At 26.2% G+C, this 25,819-nt stretch carries 23 protein-coding genes; 3 read left to right on the plus strand and 20 right to left on the minus strand.

From position 1 onward, the window contains the following. Positions 1-4: 4 nt before the first annotated feature. The 7 genes from QOZ84_RS04975 to QOZ84_RS05005 all read right to left on the minus strand — a co-directional run bounded on the left by QOZ84_RS04975 (position 5) and on the right by QOZ84_RS05005 (position 3,646). Complete coding sequence (locus QOZ84_RS04975) at positions 5-1,018, minus strand: LacI family DNA-binding transcriptional regulator (protein WP_284131842.1); 1,014 nt, start codon at positions 1,016-1,018, stop codon at positions 5-7. 478 nt (positions 1,019-1,496) lie between these two features. Beyond that, complete coding sequence (locus tag QOZ84_RS04980; RefSeq protein ID WP_284131843.1) at positions 1,497-1,688, minus strand: hypothetical protein; 192 nt, start codon at positions 1,686-1,688, stop codon at positions 1,497-1,499. Between the two features lie 77 nt (positions 1,689-1,765). After that, positions 1,766-1,951: a hypothetical protein gene (locus tag QOZ84_RS04985; protein WP_284131894.1), complete on the minus strand. Its 186-nt coding sequence runs from the start codon at positions 1,949-1,951 to the stop codon at positions 1,766-1,768. Positions 1,952-2,127: 176 nt separating this feature from the next. Continuing rightward, complete coding sequence (locus tag QOZ84_RS04990) at positions 2,128-2,328, minus strand: hypothetical protein (RefSeq protein ID WP_284131895.1); 201 nt, start codon at positions 2,326-2,328, stop codon at positions 2,128-2,130. A 223-nt stretch (positions 2,329-2,551) separates the two neighbouring features. Further along, positions 2,552-2,782: a hypothetical protein gene (locus tag QOZ84_RS04995; RefSeq protein WP_284131844.1), complete on the minus strand. Its 231-nt coding sequence runs from the start codon at positions 2,780-2,782 to the stop codon at positions 2,552-2,554. A gap of 190 nt (positions 2,783-2,972) precedes the next feature. Next, positions 2,973-3,176, minus strand: a complete 204-nt coding sequence (locus QOZ84_RS05000) for a hypothetical protein (RefSeq protein ID WP_284131845.1) — start codon at positions 3,174-3,176, stop codon at positions 2,973-2,975. 68 nt (positions 3,177-3,244) lie between these two features. After that, positions 3,245-3,646 (minus strand): hypothetical protein, encoded by a 402-nt coding sequence (locus QOZ84_RS05005; protein WP_284131846.1) that lies wholly within the window; start codon positions 3,644-3,646, stop codon positions 3,245-3,247. Positions 3,647-3,794: 148 nt separating this feature from the next. Between QOZ84_RS05005 and acpP the strand changes: the two genes are divergently transcribed. Then, positions 3,795-4,022 carry an acyl carrier protein gene (gene acpP / locus QOZ84_RS05010; RefSeq protein ID WP_284131847.1) on the plus strand — a complete coding sequence of 76 codons (228 nt, stop codon included), beginning with the start codon at positions 3,795-3,797 and terminating at the stop codon, positions 4,020-4,022. Positions 4,023-4,057: 35 nt separating this feature from the next. On the opposite strand, the gene QOZ84_RS05015 is transcribed toward acpP, so the two are convergent. From QOZ84_RS05015 to QOZ84_RS05025, 3 genes are all read right to left on the minus strand, one after another. Next, entirely contained in the window at positions 4,058-4,288 is a 231-nt protein-coding gene (locus QOZ84_RS05015) for a hypothetical protein (protein WP_284131848.1), read from the minus strand. A 105-nt stretch (positions 4,289-4,393) separates the two neighbouring features. Beyond that, on the minus strand, positions 4,394-5,398 hold the full coding sequence (locus QOZ84_RS05020; RefSeq protein WP_284131849.1) for a nucleoid-associated protein: 1,005 nt from the start codon (positions 5,396-5,398) through the stop codon (positions 4,394-4,396). A 24-nt stretch (positions 5,399-5,422) separates the two neighbouring features. Then, on the minus strand, positions 5,423-6,325 hold the full coding sequence (locus tag QOZ84_RS05025) for an RluA family pseudouridine synthase (RefSeq protein ID WP_284131850.1): 903 nt from the start codon (positions 6,323-6,325) through the stop codon (positions 5,423-5,425). 200 nt (positions 6,326-6,525) lie between these two features. Here QOZ84_RS05025 and QOZ84_RS05030 point away from each other — a divergent pair, with 200 nt between their 5' ends. Together QOZ84_RS05030 and yfcE are read left to right on the plus strand one after the other, a co-directional pair. Next, positions 6,526-7,326: an NAD(+)/NADH kinase gene (locus tag QOZ84_RS05030; RefSeq protein ID WP_284131851.1), complete on the plus strand. Its 801-nt coding sequence runs from the start codon at positions 6,526-6,528 to the stop codon at positions 7,324-7,326. 18 nt (positions 7,327-7,344) lie between these two features. Then, positions 7,345-7,914 carry a phosphodiesterase gene (gene yfcE / locus QOZ84_RS05035; protein ID WP_284131852.1) on the plus strand — a complete coding sequence of 190 codons (570 nt, stop codon included), beginning with the start codon at positions 7,345-7,347 and terminating at the stop codon, positions 7,912-7,914. Positions 7,915-7,998: 84 nt separating this feature from the next. Here the strand turns inward: yfcE and pepT are convergent, their stop codons facing one another. The 10 genes from pepT to QOZ84_RS05085 form a co-directional block, all read right to left on the minus strand. Beyond that, positions 7,999-9,222 carry a peptidase T gene (pepT, locus tag QOZ84_RS05040; RefSeq protein WP_284131853.1) on the minus strand — a complete coding sequence of 408 codons (1,224 nt, stop codon included), beginning with the start codon at positions 9,220-9,222 and terminating at the stop codon, positions 7,999-8,001. Positions 9,223-9,446: 224 nt separating this feature from the next. Beyond that, a complete protein-coding gene (locus QOZ84_RS05045; protein ID WP_284131896.1) occupies positions 9,447-10,682 on the minus strand; it encodes an HlyC/CorC family transporter in 1,236 nt (411 codons plus the stop codon). Positions 10,683-11,144: 462 nt separating this feature from the next. Further along, positions 11,145-14,675 carry an AAA family ATPase gene (locus QOZ84_RS05050; RefSeq protein WP_284131854.1) on the minus strand — a complete coding sequence of 1,177 codons (3,531 nt, stop codon included), beginning with the start codon at positions 14,673-14,675 and terminating at the stop codon, positions 11,145-11,147. Further along, complete coding sequence (locus tag QOZ84_RS05055) at positions 14,662-15,870, minus strand: metallophosphoesterase family protein (RefSeq protein ID WP_284131855.1); 1,209 nt, start codon at positions 15,868-15,870, stop codon at positions 14,662-14,664. The genes QOZ84_RS05050 and QOZ84_RS05055 overlap by 14 nt, the downstream gene beginning before the upstream one ends. Before the next feature lie 174 nt (positions 15,871-16,044). Beyond that, positions 16,045-17,157, minus strand: a complete 1,113-nt coding sequence (locus QOZ84_RS05060; protein WP_284131856.1) for an alginate O-acetyltransferase AlgX-related protein — start codon at positions 17,155-17,157, stop codon at positions 16,045-16,047. 90 nt (positions 17,158-17,247) lie between these two features. Beyond that, positions 17,248-18,441: an alginate O-acetyltransferase AlgX-related protein gene (locus QOZ84_RS05065; RefSeq protein ID WP_284131857.1), complete on the minus strand. Its 1,194-nt coding sequence runs from the start codon at positions 18,439-18,441 to the stop codon at positions 17,248-17,250. A 15-nt stretch (positions 18,442-18,456) separates the two neighbouring features. Next, the gene (locus QOZ84_RS05070; protein WP_284131858.1) at positions 18,457-19,872 is read right to left on the minus strand and encodes an MBOAT family O-acyltransferase; all 1,416 of its coding nucleotides are present in this window, start codon (positions 19,870-19,872) and stop codon (positions 18,457-18,459) included. A gap of 405 nt (positions 19,873-20,277) precedes the next feature. After that, positions 20,278-22,833, minus strand: a complete 2,556-nt coding sequence (locus tag QOZ84_RS05075) for an ABC transporter permease (RefSeq protein ID WP_284131859.1) — start codon at positions 22,831-22,833, stop codon at positions 20,278-20,280. A gap of 322 nt (positions 22,834-23,155) precedes the next feature. Further along, positions 23,156-25,216 carry an ABC transporter permease gene (locus QOZ84_RS05080; RefSeq protein WP_284131860.1) on the minus strand — a complete coding sequence of 687 codons (2,061 nt, stop codon included), beginning with the start codon at positions 25,214-25,216 and terminating at the stop codon, positions 23,156-23,158. 3 nt (positions 25,217-25,219) lie between these two features. Further along, the gene (locus QOZ84_RS05085) at positions 25,220-25,786 is read right to left on the minus strand and encodes a hypothetical protein (RefSeq protein ID WP_284131861.1); all 567 of its coding nucleotides are present in this window, start codon (positions 25,784-25,786) and stop codon (positions 25,220-25,222) included. Positions 25,787-25,819 lie beyond the last annotated feature (33 nt).

Below are 25,819 nucleotides of genomic sequence, written 5' to 3' on the forward strand. Positions count from 1 at the left end.
TATATTATATTCTATCTATAACACTTTCTCTTTCAACTATTCTATATGGTAATTCTATTTTTTTCTCTTCTAATATTTCTTTATTTATCATTTTTATTACCATCCTCATGGCAACTGCTCCCATATCATATAGCGGTTGGTATACTGTTGTTAATTTAGGTCTATACATTTTAGCTATCTTAACATCATTAAATCCTGCTACAGATATATCTTCTGGAACTTTATATCCAGCATCACAAATTGCATTTATAGCTCCTATTGCAGCTTCATCACCAGTTACAAATGCTGCATCTGGTATTATGTTGTCATCTAACAATTCTTTCATACTTTCATAACCTTTTTCATAAGTAGTTCCACCGTTTTTGATTAAGGTTTTGTCTAGTTTTATATTATTTTCACTTAAAGCATCTTCGTATCCTGATAATCTTTCCATCTCTAGAACAGTATCATCTTCACTTGTCATTATAAATGCTATCTTTTCATGTCCTTTGCCTACAAGATACTTAGTCATATCATAAGTAGCTTCTTTATTACTTGTACTTACTGTGTGTATGTCATAGTTTCTAGCTGTTTTACTTATATAAGTTGCTGGTATTCCACAGTTTTGAATATAGTTTATATGCTCTTCTTCTACTTTCCAAGAAATCATTACTATACCTTCTACTTGCTTAGCTCTTAGTAAGTTTATACTTTTTAATTCTTGTTCTCTATTAGAATAAGTATTAGCTAATAAAATATCATAATCATACATTTTTGCTATTTCTTCAATTCCGTTTAATATTTCATTTACAAAAGAATCTGATAATTCTGGTACTACTACTCCTATAAGCTTACTCTTTTTTGTTACTAAACTTCTTGCAAGCGGATTTGGAATATATCCCGTTTCTTTTATAACATCTAAAACTCTTTGTTTTACTTCGTCCGTTACTGGTTTTGAATCATTTATAACTCTAGATACAGTAGATATAGAAACTCCAGCTTGCTTTGCTACATCTTTTATAGTTATGTTATTTCTCATGTCAAATCCCTCCTTGCCTTCTCTTTTATTTATTTTAAATTTGTTTTCCTGTTTTCCTGTTCATTAAAATTCTATTTTATCATATTTTTCTGATTATATAAACATATAACTCAAATATTATGTAAATCTTTCTTATTTTAAGTTATGTACTTATTTTATATTTTTATTCAATATAATATACTAAATTAATTTTATTTTCTAGACTAATTCTATATAAAAAATAAATATAGACTTCTTTATTTTATTATGATAAAGCTTTATTGATATTAATTATCAAAACAATTAGAAAAAGAGTCTCATTATGTATTTAATTTATTCACTATTTTTTACATCTGCTATAAGGAAAATTTCTAAAACATTTTACTGGATAGCTTCAATAAAAAATAAATCTGTTCATATAAAATCTATATAATTTATTTTTGCAAGCAATAAAAAAAACGTCGGTATTATCACACCGACGTTTCTTGTAGATTGTTTCTTAGCAACAACAATCATCGTCTCCTATTTCTCCACAAGAACATACTATTAATAACAATATTAAGAATGGAATCCAATCTGTTATACACACTTCACTCCAGCACTCTCCGAATGCTAAGAATAAGAAAAATAGTATTATTATCCACCAAGTTCCTCCAAAACCTTCGCAATTTCCAAAGAATCTATCTAACATAATAAAGTCCTCCCTTTAAATAATTTTTACCCATTAAGATATTTTCTAGCTTTAACAATTATATAATTTAAAATTTGTTAATTAAAACAAGATTCACAGCTGCAAAGTATCAATAACACAATTAGGAAAGGTATCCATGACATTATATCTATATCGCACCAGCCTTCTCCAAATGCTACGAATAAGAAGAATAATATTATTATCCACCAAACTCCTCCAAATCCTTCATCACAGCCACATCCACCAAAGAATCTATCTAACATTTTACTCATTTTGCTACCTCCTGTTGATATTTAATTTTGAGCTTTCGCTCTTAACCTATAGTATGCAATTAGCTCCATTTGTGATATTAATTTTTAGTATTTTTTAGAAAACTTATTAATTTTAAATTTAAAAAAGGTGCAGTGCGCACCTTTTTTATATCGCTTAGCCTAATGAATTAACATCCGCAGTCAAAATTATTATCTAAGCATCCACAATCTCCATCCCCTTGTTGTCCACATGAACATACAATTAATAATAATATTAAGAATGGAATCCAATCAGTTATACATATTTCACTCCAACATTCTTGGAAAACTAGGAATAAGAAGAATAATACTATTATCCACCATCCACCTCCACCAAAACAATCAAACATTCTAGTTAATTTGCTACTCAAACAAATCCCCTCCTAAATATAATTTGTTTACGACGGTCCTTAGATGTATTTTCAGAGCTTCTTATGCTCTCTCCTTAACATAATATGTAAAATAATAAAAAGTGTTATTATTTTTATTATTTTTTTTTATTTTTATTTTTTGTTTTTTGTAACATTTTTTATTAGTTTAAAAGAAGCTCAAAACTGAGCTTCTTTTAAATTATTAACAACAACCACATCCACATCCACCGTCAAAATCAAAATTAGTTAAAAGTAAAATTAATAATACTATCCATATTAGTGACATATCATCACAGAATATCCACTCAAGTAAATCTTCTCCTAATAAAAGAATGGCTCCTATTATTAATATTATTATTAGTCCACCTCCACCAAGCAGACCTTCTCCAAAGCATCCTCCGAATAAACGAGATAAACCTTGTTCATTTGACATTTTTATGCCCCCTTCTATATTTATAGGTATACACTTGTATCATCTACCTAATAAATAATATGTAGTAATATGTAATATTGTTACATATTATTGATTTATAGTTCATCTTTTTATCATCTATTTTTTAATAAGAGTTAAATTAGTTTTAGACAAAAAAAAGAAACCTAGTTAGGTTTCTTCAAAAGATTTATTAGCAGCAACTATCATCAAAATTAAATAATAAAAGTATAACTAATATAATCCATATCCAGGCACTGTCATTTTCTAAAAAATTATCTAGTATGTCTGTACATAGCACAAGAAATACTAATACTATTATTATCAGCATCCCATTGCTAAAAAGGCCATCATTACCTCCTAAAAAACGGGATAATGTATCTTCTAATTTTGCCATGACCTTACCCCCTTAAGTTTAAAATGCCTTTTATTAAATATATATATGTTTATAAATAAATAAGTTACCTATATAAATTTTTGGTTAATTATTAATTTATCTATCTCATCATCACACAATTCATTATATTTACTTACTTTTTCTAAATAAACAGCTTTATCATTTTCTGCCAATATACTATCCATCAAACCATCTATTGATTTTATTTTATACTCTTTGTAACCACTTATTAAAAATGTTGTTTTTGAATTATTTATTCCTTTTTTCAATGTCACTAATCTTGATACATACTCGTCTTTATTTTTAGCAACTTGGTCTTGTTTTTCTACTACATCCTCTAATATAATATTACTTTCAACCACATAATCTTTAATCTTTTGCATATCTAACGTTACCGAATTATAGTAAAAATTCCCTATTATTATTAGAAATACAGCTACAGATGATATTAGTAAACCTACATATTTCATAACATTTCCTCCTATGTTTAAACTTATATAGTAATTTATATTCTTTTTTTCAAACTTTATTACTTTTTCTTAATATTAATATTGAAATATTTTCGATATTATATTAAACTACTATTAAATTTAGAAAACGGTTTAGGAGGGTAAAATTATGTTTAAAAAAATACAATCAATAATAGCAGATCAATTAGGGATAGATAAACTAGATAAAATTACTATGAATACATCTTTAATAGATGATTTAGAAGCAGATTCTTTAGATGCGGTTGAAGTTATTATGGCTCTTGAAGATGAGTTCGGTATAGAAATACCAGATGAAGAAGCTGAAAACTTTAAAACAATTGGAGATATCTTCAAATATATAGAAGAAATCAAATAAAAATACCGAGCATTAGTTTGCTCGGCTTTTTTTATTTAACAGCAAAAGTCATCATCATCACAACAATCATTATTATTGTTGAACATAAATAATAAAAATACTACAAGTATTATCCAAATCAATGAATTATTTTGATCAAAGAAACATTCTAATCCACCATTACTATTCATAAATAATAAAACTACTGCTCCTATTATTAAAAATAACATAATTGGGTTATCATCTATACAATCAAACCCCCTAAAAAGTCCTTTTAATTGTTCCATATATATTAAACCGCCTCCTGACATTATTTTACTAACTTATTTATGTCACAGTTGAAAGTCTAATATATATATATGACTATTTGTTAATTATAGTGCTTGTATAACTTATTTTTCTTCATAAAATCTAACATTTTTAATAGTTATATCTATACTACCATCAGGGTTTTGTTTTACACTATATTTCATAGCATCTTCAAAATTCTCTAAATCACCTTTTATATCAAATCCGTTATCTGTTTTTATGCTTCTTTTTTTAAGTTTTTTCTCTACCCATTTTTTATCTATACTAAATCCTTCTTCTAATCCTTTATCTTCCATATGCTCTTTAAAACTATCCTTTAAGTCTTTATCATTCATAGAACTTTCAACAAATTCATGTATGTCTATTGCTTCTTTTTCTTTTAAAGTATAATTTAATATGCTTCTAACATCTTCAGCTTGTTTTATATCTTCGCTTAATGCATTTGTTATCCAATTTTCTGCACTATTTTTAAATACTTTAGTTTTATGCTTATCATCATCTATTCTTTGGGCATCTAAAAATTCTTTTATGAATTTAGACTCACTTTCTTGTTTTTCACAATCTTTGTCTAAAAGTCTTAAATGAAACTCATCATTTACTCCACTAATACCGACTATTGCACATTGTTTTTGTCTACCCGTTTCAGGTATTCCTATTTCATTTGAAATCATTTGTATATTAAATTTATCATCTACAAACTCAATAGAATGAGTATATAATTTTTTATAATCTAACTTTAATATAGCTATATATTTTTCATCTTTAACAGTATATAAACAAATAGCTAAATCACAAGAATCTATTTCTCCATTTATTTTCATAATTTCAAATAGATATGATGCTATCTCCTTAGAGTTTTCTAAAAAAGTACTTTCATCATATATACTTTGTTCACAACAATTTTTTATAGTATTATTATTATAATTTTTGAAAACACCTTTTCTTAAATCATCATCTTTAGTGACTCTTTTTATTACCTTTTGAAAAAATTTATCTACCTCTGGGTTTATTTTTCCTTCATAATCATTTAGTATTGGAACGTCACTATTTTTATCTAGTACATGTATTATAAACTTATGTATTATCATTTTTTTCTCCTTATAATGTATTATTTACTTTAATTTTTCTATTAATTCCTCTATATCCATAGGCAACTTAGCTATAAACTCTAAGTTTTCTTTAGTTCTAGGCTGATTAAAATCTAAGCTATATGCATGAAGTGCTTGTCTATTTATAAGATTTTCATCTACATACCCATATAGTTCATCACCTATTATACCATGACCCATATATTCCATGTGAACTCTTATTTGATGGGTTCTGCCTGTTTCTAGCTTTATTTCTAATACAGTTGCATCATTTAGTCTTTCTAAGACTTTGTAGTGCGTTACAGAGGCTTGTCCTCTTTCGTCTACTACTCTTTTTATACTATCTTCTGTTTGTCTATATATTGGTTGATTTATAGTTCCCTTATCATCTTTAACAATACCTTTAACAACTGTTATATATTTCTTTTGTACTTTATCATCACTCATATCTTTTGATAATATATGATGTGCATAAGCATTCTTTGCAATAATTACAAGACCTGATGTATTCATGTCTAATCTATTTACAAATCTGACCTTAATTTTCTCATCTTTTTTTATAATATAGTCTGTTATTCCATTAGCTATTGTATTGTTGTAATGACTTTTAGTTGGATGAACTACCATAAATGGAGGTTTATTTACCATTATTATATCAAAATCATCATATAATACTTCTAAATTTAAATCTTGAGGCTCAAAGTTAGCCATATCTTCTTCTATTTTAACTTCTATCAAATCGCCAATTTTTATTTTAGTACTAGTTTTTTTAAATTCTTTATTAACTAATACAGTTTCTTCTCTTTTCATTTTAGATAAAGATCTTACTGAAAAATTTAATTTATCTAACAATATTTGCTTTAATGTTGAATCCTCATTACTAGTGTATGATATAAGGTTATATTTTTGATTTTCTTTTTTAAACAACTGTGCACCTACTTTCTTTTGAATAATAACATTATCTATTTTATACTATTTTTTAATAATAGATAAGGACTTTTCTTCATTTAATTTTAAAATAGTTTAATACCTAATACTTTTTAGTTTATACACTATTTTTGTGTTTAATAAATTGCAAATAATTTTGCTGAATTATGCTATAATACAAGGTATAAAGGGGTGCAAATATGAAAAGAATTATAACTGTAAATTCAAACCAAGTTCATAAGTCTCTTGAGACTAAAAAACTACTAACTGAGAAACTATTAAATGTGGGATTTGAAGTAAGCTATGATTTTCATCCAGATGCAGAACTTATTATATCAATAGGTGGGGATGGTTCTTTTTTAAAGACTATTCATGATTTTGATTTTCCTGAAGTCCCTGTGGTTGGAATAAATACAGGACACCTTGGTTTTTTTCCAGACATTTCTCCCGATAACATAGATGCATTTATTGAAGCTTATTTAAAAGAAGATTATATTATACAAAACATACCTCTTATAGGTGCTAGCGTTTGTACTAATACACATTGTTTAGATGTATTTGCTGTCAATGAAGTAGTTGTCAAAGGTGATAAATCTAGAACTATACACATTAATTTAAAAGTAAATGATAAACACATACAAAAATTCAGTGGCGATGGTATGATTATATCTACACCTACCGGCTCCACTGCTTATAATTATGCAGCTGGAGGAAGTATTGTTGACCCAAGCATAAACCTTATGCAGCTTACTCCACTTTATCCTATAAATACAAATGCTTATAGAAGTTTTACTTCAAGCATTATTTTTTCTAGTGAATCAATAATAACTATAGCTCCTGAATATAGATTTGAAAATTCTATATTAATAGTTGTAGATGGTGTTGAACATAGATATAGCCAAATTTGTGATATAAAAATATTTGTATCTCATATAAGGATGAATTTACTTAGAATGTCAGACTATGAATTTTGGAGTAGAGTTTCCGAAAAATTTTTATAATATGTAGGAGGAATTTATATGAAAATAGGTGTAATGAGTGATACTCATGGAAGTTTATTATATTTTGAAAAAGCTTTAGATACGCTTTCAGAGTGTGACGTTATTTTACATGGTGGTGATGTATTATATCACGGACCAAGAAATGATATCCCTGAAGGTTACAATCCAAAAGGTCTTATTGAAAAATTAAATAGTCTTAACAACATACTTATAGCTAGAGGAAACTGTGACGCTGATGTAGACCAAATGGTTATAAATCATCCGATACAAAGCCCTTATGTTATGAGTCAATTTGGTGAGGTTAGAATAGTTATGACTCATGGATATACAGATTCTAAAGAGGATACTATAAAAAATGCTAAAAATATGGGTGCTGATATACTTATACTTGGACATACTCATGTTAAAGAATTATACTGTGATGAAAATTTAGTAGTTTTAAATCCAGGAAGTACTTCTATCCCTAAGGATAAAACTCATTCGGTTGCAATAATAGACTTAGAACAAACTGAAGACGAACTTGATATGGACTTTAATTTAATAGATATAAATACTAAAGAAATTATATCTATCAATAATGAGCAATAATAAAAATAAAATTTACTTAATATTATAAAAAGAGGTTATCTAAAGTTTAATTTTAGATAACCTCTTTTATTATTTTATATATGCTTATCTTTGTGCGTATTTTTGTGCTATCTTAACTATAAGTTGAGTACATTTTTCCATAGATTTTACTGGTATACATTCATTTTTACTGTGGAAGTTTAATCCTCCTGTAAATATGTTTGGACAAGGAAGTCCCATAAATGATAATCTAGCTCCATCTGTACCACCTCTTATTGGTAATATAAGTGGCTTGATTCCAACTTCATTCATAGCTTCTTCTGCAATATCTACTATAAATTTAACTGGCTCTACTTCTTCTCTCATGTTGAAGTATTGGTCATTTAAATCTAAAGATATTCTTCCATCATATCTTTCGTTTAACTTATTTATAGCATCTTGCATATAAACTTTTCTAGATTCAAACTTTTCTCTATCATGATCTCTTATTATATAAACCATAGTAGCATTTTCAACATTTCCATTTATATCATTTAAGTGATAGAATCCTTCATATCCTTCTGTAGTCTCTGGTCTTTGGCTTGCAGGGAACATATTTGATATTTCTGCTGCTATATGTAGTGCATTAACCATTTTATTCTTTGCTGATCCTGGATGCACGTTTCTACCTTGTATAGTTATTGTAGCTGCTGCTGCATTAAAGTTTTCGTATTGAAGTTCTCCTTCTATGCCACCATCTATAGTGTATGCATATTTAGCTCCAAATTTCTCAACTTTGAATAAGTCTGCTCCTCTTCCTATTTCTTCATCTGGAGTAAATCCTATTTTTATATCTCCATGCTTTATTTGAGCATTTTCTATTAGATATTCTATTGCAGTAACGATTTCCGCGATACCAGCTTTATCATCTGCACCTAATAATGTAGTACCATCTGTAACTATTAAATCGTCCCCTGCAAATTGTGCAATTTCTGGATAATCAGCTACTTTAGTAACTACGTTTAATTTTTCATTTAATACTATGTCTTTTCCATCATAATTTTTTACTATTCTAGGTTTAATATCTTTTCCACTAACATCTGGTGCTGTATCTAAATGAGATATAAATCCTATTGTATCTACACCTTCAGTATTACCTTTTAATGTAGCCATAACATAACTATTTTCATCTACATTTGCATCAGTTAATCCCAACTCTTTTAATTCTTGCACTAAATAGTTAGCAAAAAATCTTTGTCCTTCACTTGATGGGCAGTTTTCATTTTTAGAATTTGCTGTTGTGTCAAGTGTAATGTATTTTAAAAATCTTTCTGATACTTTTTCTCTCATAATCTTTACCTCTTTCCTTTGTTTTGTTCGTTAGTAAATATTATATTACATTTAATTAATTCCATTATATTACAAAACAATATTAAAGTATACATCGTTATCAAAATAGTAATATCATCCTTATATATATACACTATTTTCTAATATAATTTAATTTATTAAAGTATATTTGCATGATTTTCATTTTAAATAAAGCAAAACACTGTTATTAACAGTGTTTTGCTTTATGTGAAAATTCTTATTTTCTTTATTCTATTTTTATCTAAGCTTTCTATACAAAACTTTATATTGTCAACTTCAATTACTTCGTTTTCTTCAGGTAATCTTCTTAAGTGACCTATTATAAATCCACCTATAGAATCAAATTCTTCAGATTCTAGTTTAACTCCTATAAGCTCGTTTACATCAGCAATTTTTATACTACCTTCAACAATATATTCATCTTCTTTTATAACTATAATGTCTTGTTCTTCTTCATCAAATTCATCTTCTATATCTCCAACTATTACTTCCACTAAATCTTCTATAGTTATTAAACCAGCTGTTCCTCCATACTCGTCTACAACTATGGTCATTTGACTTTTTTCAATTTTCATTTCTTCAAGAAGTTGAGTAATTTTTTTAAACTCATAAGTGAAGAATGGTTCTCTTATATAGTCTTTGATATTAAAATTAGCTATTTCTTCATCAGTTAGAAATATTACATCCTTTATGTTAAGTATACCTATAATATCATCTATTGAATCATTATATACTGGCATTCTGCTTAGTTTTTCATCTTTAAACATTTGTATTATCTGATCATATGAGTCTTCTAAGTCTATAGCTACCATATCTAATCTTTGTACCATAGCTTCTTTTGCTTGCATATCACCAAATTGGAATACATTATTTATTATTTGTCTTTCTTCTATTTGTAGTACTCCTTCTTCATGACTTACATTAACCATAGCTTTTAGTTCTTCTTCAGTTATATATGGTTGAGTACCTTTGCTTTTAATTCCAAATATTTTAAATATGACATTTGTAATTATATTAAATATCCATACAACAGGAGTTAATAAAAATATAATTAACTTAATTGGTCTAGATACTAAAATAGCTATTTTTTCTGAATTATTAGCCGCTATAGTTTTTGGTGTAATTTCTCCAAATATCAGTACCAATACAGTCATAACAGCTGTTGCAACAGGTACACCTTGTTGCCCATTCATTAAACTTATGAATAATGATGTAGATATAGATGTTGCTGCTATATTTACAACGTTATTACCAACTAATATTGAACTTAATAGTTTATTTGGATTTTCTATTAACTCACTTACTAACTTAGCACCCTTTACTCCATCTTCTTTCATATACCTTATTCTTATCTTGCTTAGTGACATTAATGATGTTTCAGATGCTGAGAAAAACCCTGAAGCTATAAGTAATACCACTAAAATTATAATTTGAATCATAATACTGGCCGATTCCAACCGTTACCACACCCCTATTTTTATGTCTTTTATGTTAATACATTATAGCACATTTAAGCATTGTTGGTAAATAATACAATCAACTGATAAATTATAGTTCATTAAATATTATTCCCTAATAACCATTATAAATATTTACATGATTATTTGTTATATATAGGATAAACAGTCTGTATTTTACGTAAATATATAATATTCGTCATAATATTCCTTTTTTAGATTTTTTTTAAAATTTTTTAATTATATTGTGTCACTTTTTGTACTTTTTACATATGTTATATTAAGAGAAGCTTAAAAATAAAAAAAAGTTTCTCTTAACAAAATAATATGAATATAAAAACTCCTGTTAATATTCTAATTAATGATCGGATATAAAAAAAATCCCCCCCCATTTGAGCCACCTATTCTTCCCCCCCCTTGAATAGGTGGCTTTTTTTATTTATTTTAACTATACTCTATTTTAATCTTAGAGCCACTTCCAGCGCTACTACCTGATACAACTAATTTAATTGGAACCCTATTTTTAAGTTCGTCAACATGACTTATTATTCCAACGCTTAATTTATTACTATGTAATCTTTCTAAAGATTGCATAACAACTTCTAATAATTCATTGTCAAGAGAACCAAATCCTTCATCTAAGAAGAAGAATTCTAAAGGTGCATTTCCCTTTAATTGAATTTGAGATGATAATGCTAATGCCAATGATAATGAAGTTAAGAAGGTTTCACCGCCAGATAAAGTATCTATGCTTCTTCTTTGACCTCCATTAAAATTATCTCTCATTACAAAATTCAACGTAGAATCTATTTCTAAAGCATATCGACCCTTAGTTATGTCTTCTAGTCTCTTTGATGCCTCTAATGCTATATACTTCAATTGATTAGTTGCTACATATTCTACAAACCTATTACCTTTTACTACTTCATCTAAGTCTTCTAGTAAATCTACTTTATGTGAAACAGCTTTAAGTTTTTTGCTTAAATCTTTTACTTTTACTAAAGATTCTTTTAATGTGTTTAGTATATTTTGCTTAGCACCTATCTCTTTTGATATACGCCCTATCTCTACTTTTAAGTTATATATATTATTTTTTAGTTCTTTAAAATCTTCTTCTTTTACTCTTTTACCACATAGACTTTCTCTTAAATCTGTGATTTTTAGAGTTAATGTTTTTTCATGTTCTTCATATTCAGTTATTTCATCACTAAGCCTTCTAACATGATCTAGCTCTAGTAATGACCTTTTTACAACATATATACTGTCAAATTTATTTTCTATAAGTAATTGATTTAAGGTAGCAAACTGTGCTTTATATTGTTCTCTTGCTGTTTTTAATCTTCCATCAATATTTGATTTTTCAGCAATATATTTATCACATTCCACTCTTTGTTCTTCTAACTTTTTCTTAGTAATCTCTTCTTGATTTATTAATCTATTTATAGTTAATTCTAGGTTTTCTAAAACTATTTTTGAAGATTCACCTTTTGTAATGCTTAAAACATCACTATTTTTTTCTTCTCTTACTTTTCTTTTTTCGCTATACATTTCTCTAGATTTCATTAATTGTAATTCAGTTTCATGCAAGCAGCTTTGATATTTTTTAATTTCTATTTCTATCTCATCTTTATTTTGTACTATATTTAAATATCCACTATTTAAATCTTCTATATTTTTTTCATTTTTATTTATTTCTTCTACCTTACTACCTAAATCTTGTATTTTAACTATAGCTTTAAGACCTAAATATTCTTCTTTTACTTTTCTAATTTTATTTTGTAATATTTCTAACTCTTCTTTAAGTTCTTTAACTGAGTTTTTATATGTGTTTATGCTCTCTTGTAATTTCAATTCTTCTCTTTCTACATAGCTTTTTTCTTCTCTTAGTTTTTTAAGCTTTAATTCAGTTTCATCTTTGTCTTTTTGCCATCTTTGTACACTTGATTTTAGTATTTCTAGTTTTCTGCTTTCATCTTCTAATTTTTTTGTTAAATCAATTGATTTATTTGTACCTATCTTAGATTTTAATTCTTCCATCTCTTTCATTTTTATCTTTTCAGCAGACAGATGTTCACTATTTCTAGCCTTTAATTCTTCTATATTATTTTTTATAAATGCTTCTTCTATTTTTATTTTTTCTAGTTTAGATTTTCTAAATTCTATTTTTGCATCGTTATTATTGCTATCATCTAAATTTTCATGATGTCTTGATCCGCAAACTGGACAAGGCATATTCTCTCTTAATTCTTTTCTAAGTTCATATGCTAAGTTTAAATATCTTAATTTATCTATTTCTTTTTCTAAATCTAGCCTATTTCTTTTAGTATGTTCTAGCTTATCAATATATATATTTATTTCTCTTTCAATATGATACTTATTTTCTAATAAGCTATTTAATTCCATTTGTAGTTTATTTTTTTTATTTTCATCTTCTTTTGTGATTTCTACCCTAGATCTTAATCCTGTTATATATTCTGTTTTATTTATTATCTCATTATTTTCTCCTGGAGATTTTTTTAATAAACATTCTTCATGTATTTCTATTTCATTTAATTTACTTTGTATTATGTTTTTATCTCTTTGTATATATTTTATTTTTAAATTTACTTCGTCTAAATTTTTAGATATCTCACTTAATCTATCGCTTTTTATATTTTTTTCTTCTATAAGCTTATTCTGTTCTTTTTCTTTTTCATAAGCCAAAAATATTTTTTGCTTTAAATCTGCTCCAATTTTCAAGCTATTTATTTGAATTTCTAAGTCTTTTACACTTTTAGATATTATATCTTTTTTTGATTCATAGTCATTTTTAGTTTTTTCTAAAATTTCTTTTTCTTTATTTAAGTTATTACCTTCTTCTTTTATTTCTTTTAATTCACGGTCAAGTAATATTAATTCTTCTTCTAATTTTAATGCCCTTTGCACCTTAGTTTTTTCTTCACTTAATTTTGGCATCTTTTCATTTTTTAATAAATAAGCTTCTTCATACTTATTTTTTGTTATTAAAAGTTCTTTACTTAAAATATCTAATTTTTTTTCTATAGTTTCACTATTGTATGTATCTTCACTTACTTGTTTTTCAAGACTTTGAACAGAAATTATATATGGATTTATTTTTTCAGCATTTATAGCATTTTTTAATTGTATAGCTTTATCATTTATTTCTACGCTTTTTAAATCTAAGTCTCTTTTTATTTTTTCATAAGAATCTAATTTTGTTTGCTTTTCGTAAATTTCACTACTTTGTATATAATTTTGTTCTTCTATTTCTAATCTTTTGTTATTATCTACCTCTAAATTTTTTAGTTCTTCTAACTCTTTTTCTACATTATTATAAGCTTCTTCACTTACACCACCATATTGACTAAGTTTTGTTTTTATGTCTCTTAAAATTTGTAATTGTGTATTTTTTCTTTTTCTTACTTTATCAATTAATCCTGTACCGTATTTTTCTAAATTAAATATTCGCTCTAACATATCACGTCTTTTTGATCCTGTTAGTTTCAAAAAATCATTAAATTTTCCTTGAGGAAGTACTACTGATCTTGTAAAATCATTTGCAGTTAGTCCTATAATTTGAGTTATCTTTTCATTAACATCACAAACTTTATCAGCAAGTACAACTACTGTAGTATCACTATTTATTTGTACTAGTTTAGCATGTAATGTTTTAGTAGCCGAGTCATCTCTAACAATTGTTCTATCTACTATATATCTTCTCTTATTGTTTTTACTTCCTATTTCAAATTCATATGATATTATGGCTCTTTCACAACTGCTATTTATAAATTCCTTTGTATCTCTTGATATGTTTCCATACATAGCTATAGTGATCGCATCAAGTATAGTAGATTTTCCACTACCAGTATTTCCAAATATACCGAATAAACCTCGATCTGTTAATTTTTCAAAATCTATAGTTGCTTTATCTATATAACTATTTAATCCGCTTAATTCTAATTTAATTGGTTTCATTTTCACTATCACCTTCTTCATTTATTATGTCTAAAAATAAGTCCATAAGCTCCCCTTTAGGCTCTAGGTTTCTACTAAATTCATAAAACTCTTTAAACATCGCTCCCATAGATTTTTCTTTATTATCTATGTGACCTTCTTCATATTGTGATGTTATTATTGGCTTTATTTCTATAATGTCTTTTAGAGTTTCTTTCATTTTCTTTATGCTTGACGGAGATATTGTTTCATTTGTTTTTATTTCAAAATAAGACCATATATCACGATTTTTATTTTCTTCGCATATTTTTAAAGCCTCTTCTATTGAACTGCATTTAAATACTTCTATTGGTTTATAATTTTCAAAATATATTTCTTCTATATTAGGCTTCTTCCCTGCCTTAATCTCTACTATATACGCACCTTTTTTGCAAGTTCTCTCATTTTTACTGTATTGTATAGGCGAGCCTGCATAATAAGCATTTACTCTATGAGATGCTTTTTGCTGTTTATGTAAATGCCCAAGCGCTATATATTGAGCTTTGGTTGGTAAATTATTTTTTTCAACTACCAAACTTCCACCTAATTCTATTGGTCGTTCTGAATCTGTGCTTTCTCCACCGCTTACAAAAATATGAGATACTGCTATATTTATAGAATCTTTTTCAAAGTTTGATTCTAAGTCTGCAAATATAGCTCCAATTTTTTGAGAATAAGTTTGCTCTACTTCTTCACTGTTTTTTAGTATCACTTCATTGAGTCTTTTTTCATTTGGATATGGCAGTGTTATTACTACTATTTTTTCATCATTGATTTTTAGCTTTATACAGCCCTCTTTAACCTCTACTATTTCAAATCCATTATATTTTGAAATTTCTGTGCTACTTAATGGATCTGCAAGTATTATAATTCCTTGTTCATGTGCTAAAGGTGTTACTGCTGATAGCCTTTCTGAGTTATCATGGTTTCCACTTATTATAAGAACACATCTTTTTCCATTGTTTGCAAGCCTTGAAACTGTTTTATAGAATAGTTTTTCTGCATGTGATGGTGGATTTGCTGAGTCGTATATATCACCTGCAATTATTACCATATCTATATTATTTTCATTTACTACCTTTATAAAGTCTTCACAAAACTTTATTTGTTCTTCTATTCTTGAGTTGCCTTCTAGGCTTTTTCCTAGGTGCCAGTCAGATGTATGAATAAATTTCATTGTTACCTCCATGTGTAAATAAACCTTCTTTAGTATTCTTTTTAGAAGATTTATTGGTAAATTTAGCATATTATTTTATAGTTTGATTATATCACAAAAGGAAGATGTCTAAACATCTTCCTTTTTCTGTAATCTAGCTACTTTACTATAAATATCTATGTTTATTACTTCTGTTTATTTTATTCCTTTATCAATCATTTCTTTAATCATGCCTTCAAATCCAAAACTATTATACATAAATAACACAATATCTGAATCACTTCTTTTAATAATATCTTCATATGTCATATCTAGATTTTCTATATATCTAGGGTCAACTATTTCAACTTGTGAAAATAAATCTGCTAACATCCACGTCATAGGTGCTTGGTATGAATCTCTAAAAACTATAGCTTTTTTATCTGTTAATGATTTATTATTTTTTATTTTTAATATATTGCAATTTGTACCTCTCATGTATGCACCGCCGTAGTCCCATTTATCTTTATTTCTAAATGAAGCTATTATTTTTTCTTCTTTTATCTTAGTATCTTTCTTAGTGTCACTTATAAAATATTTGTATTTTGCATCTTCTAAATAAACATAGCTTGTTAAATCTTTATATTTTACTGGGTAACCTAACTTACTATTGTAACTACCTATAAAATCTTTTTTATCACTAATTACGGTCTTATATTCACTAAAATATTTATTAATCTCTTTATCTGATAAATCTAAGTCTAAGTCTTTAACCATAAATTTAAAACCTTCATATGCACCTAATCCATTCCAATGATGGTCTGTTTTAAAGAAAAATGACTCTAACTCTTTGTTTGTGAAGTTATTTAGAAAATACTCATCTAAGTCTATAAATGATATATTATTATAATTTAAATTAGTTTTTAAAGCATTTTTATTTATATCTATATTGTCCTTGTTGTCAACAAGCGCTGGATACAAATGTCTTAACATATTTGTTTTATGTGCCATTGATACAAAATAAGTATCTTTACCTAAATTTTCACTAATCTTTGATAATTCATTTATAGCCTTTGAGCATTTCTTTATTTCATTTTTTGGTATTATTTTTGAAAATTTGCCTAAAATCCAATCATCTTCTACTAAATAATAATTCCCCTTAGTTTGCTTATTTAAAGTTTTTTTAGGTTGACTAGTGTCTGTATATTCCTCTTTAAATGCACTTTTGTCTGTATAGTTTATATTATTAGCATCACTTATTTTATTAATTATAGGAAACAACATTACTAATAATAAAATAAATACCGAGATATATTTAAGTTTATTCATATCTATTTACTCCTTTAGTTTAGATTAATTATGATATAATTAGCTTCCCCTATGAATAAAAAAATAAACTTATGCTTCTATTTTTTGTACTTACTTGATTCCTTTTTCAATCATTTTATCAATCATTGAATCAAATCCAGAACTATTGTACATAAACATTACTATATCTGAATTACTTTCTTTTATAATTTCTTCATATGTTTTATTAATATTATCTATATTTCTAGGGTCAATCATTTCAACTTCGCTAAATAAATCTGCAAACATCAAAGTAGTCGGAGCTTGATAAGAGTCTCTAAAAACAAGTATTTTTTTATCTATCAATGCATCTTTATTTTTAATTTCTAACATATTAGTTTCTGATCCTCTAGTATATGCTCCACCATAATCCCATTCCTTTTTGTCTCTACATGTAGTTATTATATCTTCTTCTTTTTTATTTTTACCATTTAATGAAAATTCATATTTACCCCCCTTTATATAAGCATAGTTAGGGTATTCATTTTCATCCACTATCATATCTAGATTTTGATTATAACTTCCTATAAATTTCTTTTTAGAAGATGTAGTAGTCTTATATCTATCAAAATGATTTTTAAGTTTATTTTCAGATATTCCTAAGTCCATTTTACTAGCTATCATCTTAAATCCTTCAAAAGCACCTATCCCTTTCCAGTGATGGTCTGTTTTGAAATATAATTTTTCTAGTTCTTTTTTATCAAAGTTATCTAAAAAATACTCATCCATATCTATATAATTTATAAGGTCACTTTCTAAAGTTGATTTAAAATTATTTATATTAGTATCTATATTTTCTGTATTATCTACATATTTAGGATATAAATGTTTTAAAATATTAGTTTTATGAGGTGTCATTGCAAAATAAACATCCTTACCTAAACTTTGACTTATTTCAGATAATCCATTTATAGTATTTGAATAACGTGTTAACTGTTTTTCACTTAATATTCTAGGAAACTTACCTAAAATCCAATTATCTTCGCCTAAATAATAATTTCCAACCTGTGTTTTATTTAAAGCAGCTTGTGATTTATTGTTAATGCTTATCATTTCCTCTCTCAAGGGAAATTTATCATTATAGTATTTTTCATAATCAGAAAAATAAGTTCCTTTTTTTATACTTTCTATAGTAGGCTTTTTCTCAAGATTTCTATTTTCAGCAAGACTATAATGTTTGTCTGGATTTAATATATTAATTACAAAAAATCCAAATATAATTCCTAAAAATGGTACTATTATGTACTTTGACTTTTTTTTATTCATAATTAAACCCCCTTATTAAAACCTAAAATATAAAAATGGATTATAACTTGAGCTACACAACATAATTACCACTACAAACATATAAGTTGATAATAATAACCCATGAATCATATAAGATAACTTATTATTAATAATATTTTTATTTAATTTGTACAAAAATGATTTCGATGCCTTAACTATTGGTGTTGACAGTATTAAAGCTGCAAATATTATATAATAATAATCAATTATATAAGTACTAAAAGTAGTATTTACTAATGAATTGGCTCCAAATCCAAACATAACTTTTATAAAATCAATAGCTTGTTGTATATTACTCGCTCTAAAGAACACCCATCCCAATCCCACTATAAGTAACAAATATGCGTGTCTAAGAAACTTTGGACCTTTATATAATAAAGTTTCTAAAAATGCCTTTTCTAAAGCTATGAAAATTCCAAAATAAAGACCCCATATTATAAAATTCCAACTAGCTCCATGCCAAAACCCAGTTAAAAACCACACTACAAGTAGATTTCTATATAACTTAAATTTAGAAACTCTACTTCCTCCTAAAGGTATATAAACATAGTCTCTAAACCAACTTCCCAAAGATATATGCCACCTTCTCCAAAACTCAGATACAGACTGAGAAATATATGGATAATTAAAATTTTCAAGGAAATCAAATCCAAATATCTTACCAAGACCAATGGCCATATCACTATAACCACCAAAATCAAAATATATTTGAAGCGAATAACATATCATTCCAAGCCAAGCTTCTGATATAGACAAGCTAGCTATATTTGTTGAAAATACACCATCAGCTATTAATCCAAGTTGATTTGATAAAATAACTTTTTTTGCTAGTCCACATACAAATCGGTTTACGCCCTCTGCAAACTTTTCACAAGAGTGAGTCCTTTTATTTATTTGTTCGTCTACTGTCTGATACCTAACGATAGGACCCGCTACAAGCTGTGGAAACAAACTTACATAAAGTGCTAAATCAAATATATTTTTTTGCACCCTTCCGTCTTTTTTATACACGTCGATTACATAACTCATTGTTTGAAATGTGAAAAATGATATTCCCAAAGGTAGTGCTATTGTTGGTATGTTTATATTAATGTTAAGTAAATTATTAACATTATCTACCAAAAAGTTGATATATTTAAATATTACTAATCCTGAAATGTTAAAAATAATTGATATTATTAACCATATTTTCTTTTCTTTTTTATTATTGGAAGCTACTTTAAGCCCAAATATATAATTGAAAAATATTGATCCTAACATTAAAAATACATATTTTGGTTCTCCCCAAGCATAAAAAAATAAACTAGCAATCAATAATACGATATTTTTAAGTTTCTGATTAACTAAATAATAAAATATAAGTACTATTGGTAAAAATAAAAATAAAAACACTAAACTGCTAAAAATCATATAATACCCCCTTCATATTTATGTATAAATTAAGTGTATATCAATAATTTATCTAAATATTTTTTTTAAATTAATTGTGCGTTTTTTGTTATATATTCTTAATAAAGAATGGTTTTTGTTATAAATTTGTAATAAACAAATTTATAATTTAATATTTATTTTTGTAAATTTATAATTCACTTCATTTATAAAACTAGTTTTCTCTATAAAAAGTTTTATCTTTAACACATTTTTTCATTAATATTTTTCATAACTTAAAAAGGTACTATCTTTTATATTTAAAAGATAGTAATTTTTTAACTGTATAAGATTTCATAATAAGAAAATAGTTTTAGTCAAATGTATAATATTACCTTACATAATTGGGCATTTATTGTATCTAACATGTTTATCTCAATCTCACCTTTACGCTTCATTTCTAAGACCTTCTATTATACTTAATTTTAAAATTCTATTTTTTGCTAAATATCCAGCAATTACACATATAAGTATTGCCGCTACCCCAAACTGAAGTATTTCTACTACTGGCACCTTAAATTCATATGCTTGTTTAATTCCCATACCTTGAGAAAAAACTTCATTTGCTCTTTGCATCTGTTTATAAGTATCGTAACTAGAAAATACTCCAGCTATTATTGAACTTAAAACGCCATATATAATACTTTCTTTTAGTATCAATTTCTTAATATTTTTCATACTCATTCCAATAGCTCTTAATGTTGAAATTTCCTTAACTCTAATCATTATATTTGTTATAACTATACAAGCTATATTTATAGATGATATAACCATTGTAAGTACTACACTCACTAATACCTCTTTTTTAAGTTTTTCATTTCCGTTAGTAGACAACTTTCTATTATCATATTTACTTTCTATTTCCTTAAATCCATTTTCATTTACTATTTCTGTTACCTTTGAAACGACTTCTTCTTCTTTATCCTTTTTTAATTTTATACACATATTATTAAAGCCTTTTTTTCCTGTTAAATGTTCAAAACTATTTTTATCTAATATCACTTGGAAATTTGAGTCCATTCCACCTTCAGCATTTATAATATAGTCAGTATTTAATAGTCCTTTAACTTTAATTTTTTGATTAACATATTTTACTTCTTTATCATTAGTTACCGCAATTTTAACTTCAATGATATCTCCTATTTTTAGATCTTTTAATGTACTTGCATCATTTGATACTGCTGAACCTGAATAAAAATGATTAGATACTATTGCACTTATTGTATCGCCTTCTTCTTTTAGATTATCTATGTTTTTTGCATCTTCTAGATATTTTTCTAGTTTTTTAAGAGTACTTTTATCGTATCCTTTTATAGATGTTCCTATTTCTAAATTTGATTTATCACTATCTAGAGCAATAAACTGTTTATAAACATCGCTTATATTTTCTTTGTTTGAGTTTAAGTATCCTGTAACATTCGTACTCTTAGTTAATTCACTAACTCCATCTATCTTGGATATCTTACTTACTTCATCTTCTGTGTATTCATTAAAATATTCATTTGAGTTATTAGAATTTTGGCTAAGTATTATGTCACTTTCTCCCATAGCCGTAATAAGCGGACTAAGACTATCTACGTTCTCATCATATTTATTAAATCCAACAATATTAGTTATAAATAAAAAACCTACCATACTTATTGAAAGTATTGATAAAATTGTTCTTGTTTTGTATCTCCATATATTTTTGTATGCCATATATCCTGTAAGCCCAAATATTTTTCTTATTAACTTATGATAAAAGCTATCTTTTTTTATTGATTTTGAGCTATTAGTACTTCTAATAGCTTCTATTGGAGATATCTTTCCACACTTATAAATAGTAAAAATACTAGCTATCGCTACCGAAACTACTGCCATACTTGTAGGCTCTATTATACTTTTTTTACTTATATAAACACTTATATATTCATTGTATATACTTCTAACACCTATGAATGACACTAGTGTTCCCAGTAAAAACCCTACTGCTAGTCCGATAAGTAACACTATAAAACTTTGGATACATACCATGAACCTTATATTTTTCTTAGTCATACCTATTGCTCTTAGCATCCCTATTTGTTTTGTCATATCTATTAATATAATATTAAATATGTTATATATAACTAGTGTAGCTGCAACCATAGGAACCAACTTATTGCTAATCTTAATCCTTTCACCTTTATACATATCATAATTTTGTATAGCTTCATTTAGTTGTACATTTATCATAAATTTATTATTATCTAATTTATATTTAGTTATTATTTTATTTGCCATAGATATACTAGGTACGCTAGTTGTAAACTTCAATACACCTGAGTGGTTTACTAATTCTTTAGGTAAAATACTTTGATTTTCTGTGTATTTAGTAAATGCTTTAACTTTATAGTATAAATTTCCCTCATAAAATGCATCTGGCTTTTTTACTATTCCAACTAACTTAAATGACTTATTTTTGCTATAAATCTGATTTTGATTATTTTCATCCATATAATTTTTAATAATATTAAAATCAATACTTTGACCTAGCTTATCGTTTAAGCCCATCTCTTTAAGAGCTTTTTCTTCTAAAACTATTTCATTTTCATTTTTAGGTTCATTACCTTTTATAATATTATAACCATAAGAATCTATAAAACCTTTGCTATAAGAGTTTAAACTTATAGATACCCCTTTATCACTCACCACATTACCTAGATTTATAACATCATTGACAACTTTTATAGTCTTATCATTTTTTAATTTATCTACAATTTCTAAGTTAATATCACTGTATTCTACATGATAATCACTAAAGTTTTTATACGCTTCTTTTATATCATTTTTATTCTTAGACTCTGGTACTACATTAAGTGTAAATACTAACATAATAGCTAATGCAATACTAATTATTAATGATAAAGTTCTTCCCTTTTGTTTTTTTAAGTATGCTATAGCTAATCTAAAACTTACTCTCATAATTTATCTCCTGTTCTGTACCTTTAATTGTAATTAAAAAGGCGCTACCTTTTATATTTAAAAGATAGCACCTTAAATTATTTTCTTCAATACACTTACCCCAAGTGGTAGTTTAAACGCTCCAACTGTCATGTTTTCTTATAATACTCTATATTTTTTAATATTTTCAATAAAAACTTTAGAAAAAATCAAGTAACAGGAGAATGTCTATTTTCTTATATAATTACGCTTCAATAGTTTCATCTAAAACTTTTCCATCCTGTACTTTTATACAAACATCTGCCATCTTTGCTATCTCATATATCTCCTTTAAGATTGAATTTTATGAATTTTTATTTTTCTCAGCTATGATAGGCTTATCTAAAGCTTTAAAAGTACATGCTACAGATAACAAACATGCAACAATAGTTATTAATATAAATATCAAAGTAGGTATTATAGGTATAACATACCAAGAACCTGTATAAGGTATATTTTTGTATTTAGCACCCATTCTTAACATATATGACAACTTAACACCATAATTAAATATAAATACAAATCCTATTAAAGAACTTACAATTCCATATATTAAACCTTCTTTTAAAAGTATCTTTTTTAAATCTTTAATAGATAATCCTACACATCTCATAACTTCAAATTCTCTGCTTCTTACCTCTATACTTGTTATAATACTAAATATAATATTCATAAATGCAGCAAAGCCTAATAAAATTGCTTCCATAAGTCTTTGATTTACTGCTTGATATCTATATTTAGCAAACTCTTTATATAAAGTATCTTTATCATCATACTTTATATTTGTATCATAATTAATCTTATCTTTTACTTCATTTTTAACTTGTTGACTAGTATTTGGATCAACTTTAATCTTAACTTGTTCAAAATTTGAACTTCCTGTAAACTTATAATAATCCTCTGTGTCAATAACTATATCAGGCATAGCACCACTTGTACTTGTAATACTACCCCAATTTGCATCTAGTAATCCTACTATTTTAACTTTAATACTTTTATATTCAAGCTTATTATTATTTTCTATAGATACTTTTAAATCTACAACATCTCCAACCCTTAAGTTATTTGAATATTTTTGATAATCGTGCGTTGAATCTAAATCATAAAATTTGTTAAATGCAACAGCTTCAAGAACATCAGAGTCTTTATTAAATAACCTACCATCTTCTAAAAGATTTTTATTTTTAGATATATTTTGTTTCATATCTTTTTGGGGTATAGATACTACTTCAACCATATTATCTCTAGTTTTTTCACTGGACTTTATATAACTTGCTTTTCTATAACCTTCAGATAGTTCAGAATCTTTTAAATTTAAATAACCAAATTCTTTTTTATATGTATATATGTCTGTAACTCCATCAATTTTAGAAATTTCATCTAAACATTCTTTGCTTATCCCATTATTTTTTGAACTACTCTCACCTTTATAGGTTAAATCTATATCATAACCATTTAGTTGAAGTATTAGTGGGTTATCTTTATACAATGTACTTTTCTGATCAGAAAATAAAGAAACGATGCTTACCCCTGCCATACCTACAATGATTCCAGTACTTAATATGTATATAAAGTTTCTTTTTGAATTATTTATTGCCATAGTTGCAGATAAGCTATTTTTAAAAATATTCTCTTGAGTTTTATTTATTAATTTTTTAAATTTAAAGTGTTTTTTATTTTTAATTGATTTTTTGTTTCTTTTGTTTTTTCTTTCTTTTATTAAACCTGCAAATGTTTTATATGACCCATTTAAAAGTTCGATTGGAGAACTTTTTATAGTTACAACTATAGGAATAATTGTTGAAATTAAAACTGTTATTGTAGTTGTAATTAAAGTTTTTTTGATAATTGTAAAGCTTAAATACACAGGTGCTACTCTTGGATCTAATATTCCAACAGTATAAATGAAATTTTTTATCATTACACTAGATAAAAAATAACCTCCTATTAATCCTAAAATAGAACCAACTAACCATATAAAAGCAATTTTAATTAAGAAAAAAGTTAAAGATTTTTTCTTTGACATACCAATAACTCTAATCATACCAATTTCTTTTATCATGCTTTTTAACATAATATTGAAAACATTAAAAATCATAAATACAGATGCAATTAATATAGATTTATCAAATGAATCATAATCACTACCAGATGAGGCATTTTCTTCAAGAGCTCTTTCCATTTCGCTGTTTTGATATATATTTTCACTTGATTCGCCTAAACTACTACTTAATTTTGAAACTTCATTTTGCGTGTTACTAAATCCAGTCTTTAATGAAATAATTCCATCGTATGTAATAGCTTGCCCTGGATAATCAAAGTTTTCCGAAACAAAAATAGATGAAACAGGATAATATGACTTCATTACCTAAGTCATATCATATACTCCTACAACTTTAAAGCTTTGATTTTCATCAACAATTTGTTGTATATTATTTGAATCTTTATATTCTTTAACATATCTTAATGAAATGTCAAAAGGTTTAAACTCATTTAAATCTTTTGATATATTAAATGAATCATCTTTACCTACTTCATCGTAAAGTACTTTAGGTAGAATAATCTCATTAGGTTTAGTAGGTTTATTACCTACAATAAGCTTATTTTTAAATGTTTCAAAGTGTTTATCATTATATGATCCTAATTTATATGAATCTTGTGCATATTTAACTCCCCCAAAATATTTTTGAAATTCACATGATTTCACATTTTTATTTTTAACAACTTCGTTAAGTGTATTAGTTTTTACATTGAATGCTTGTGCTTGATAAGCTGGCATTTGATTATAAATAGTATCTATTGTATAATTGGATTGGCTTTTTTTAGAAGTACTGTTTGCAAATATAACCATATTAGCTATCGCTACAGCAAATATTAATATGCAAATCTTTTTTCTATTTTCTACTATATAACCTTTTAATAATTTAAAAATCATTAGTTTTGTCCTTTCTATATAGTATTTAATTTT

The sequence above is a fragment of the Romboutsia sedimentorum genome, assembly GCF_030131845.1.
In the GTDB taxonomy this organism is placed as follows: domain Bacteria; phylum Bacillota; class Clostridia; order Peptostreptococcales; family Peptostreptococcaceae; genus Romboutsia_D; species Romboutsia_D sedimentorum.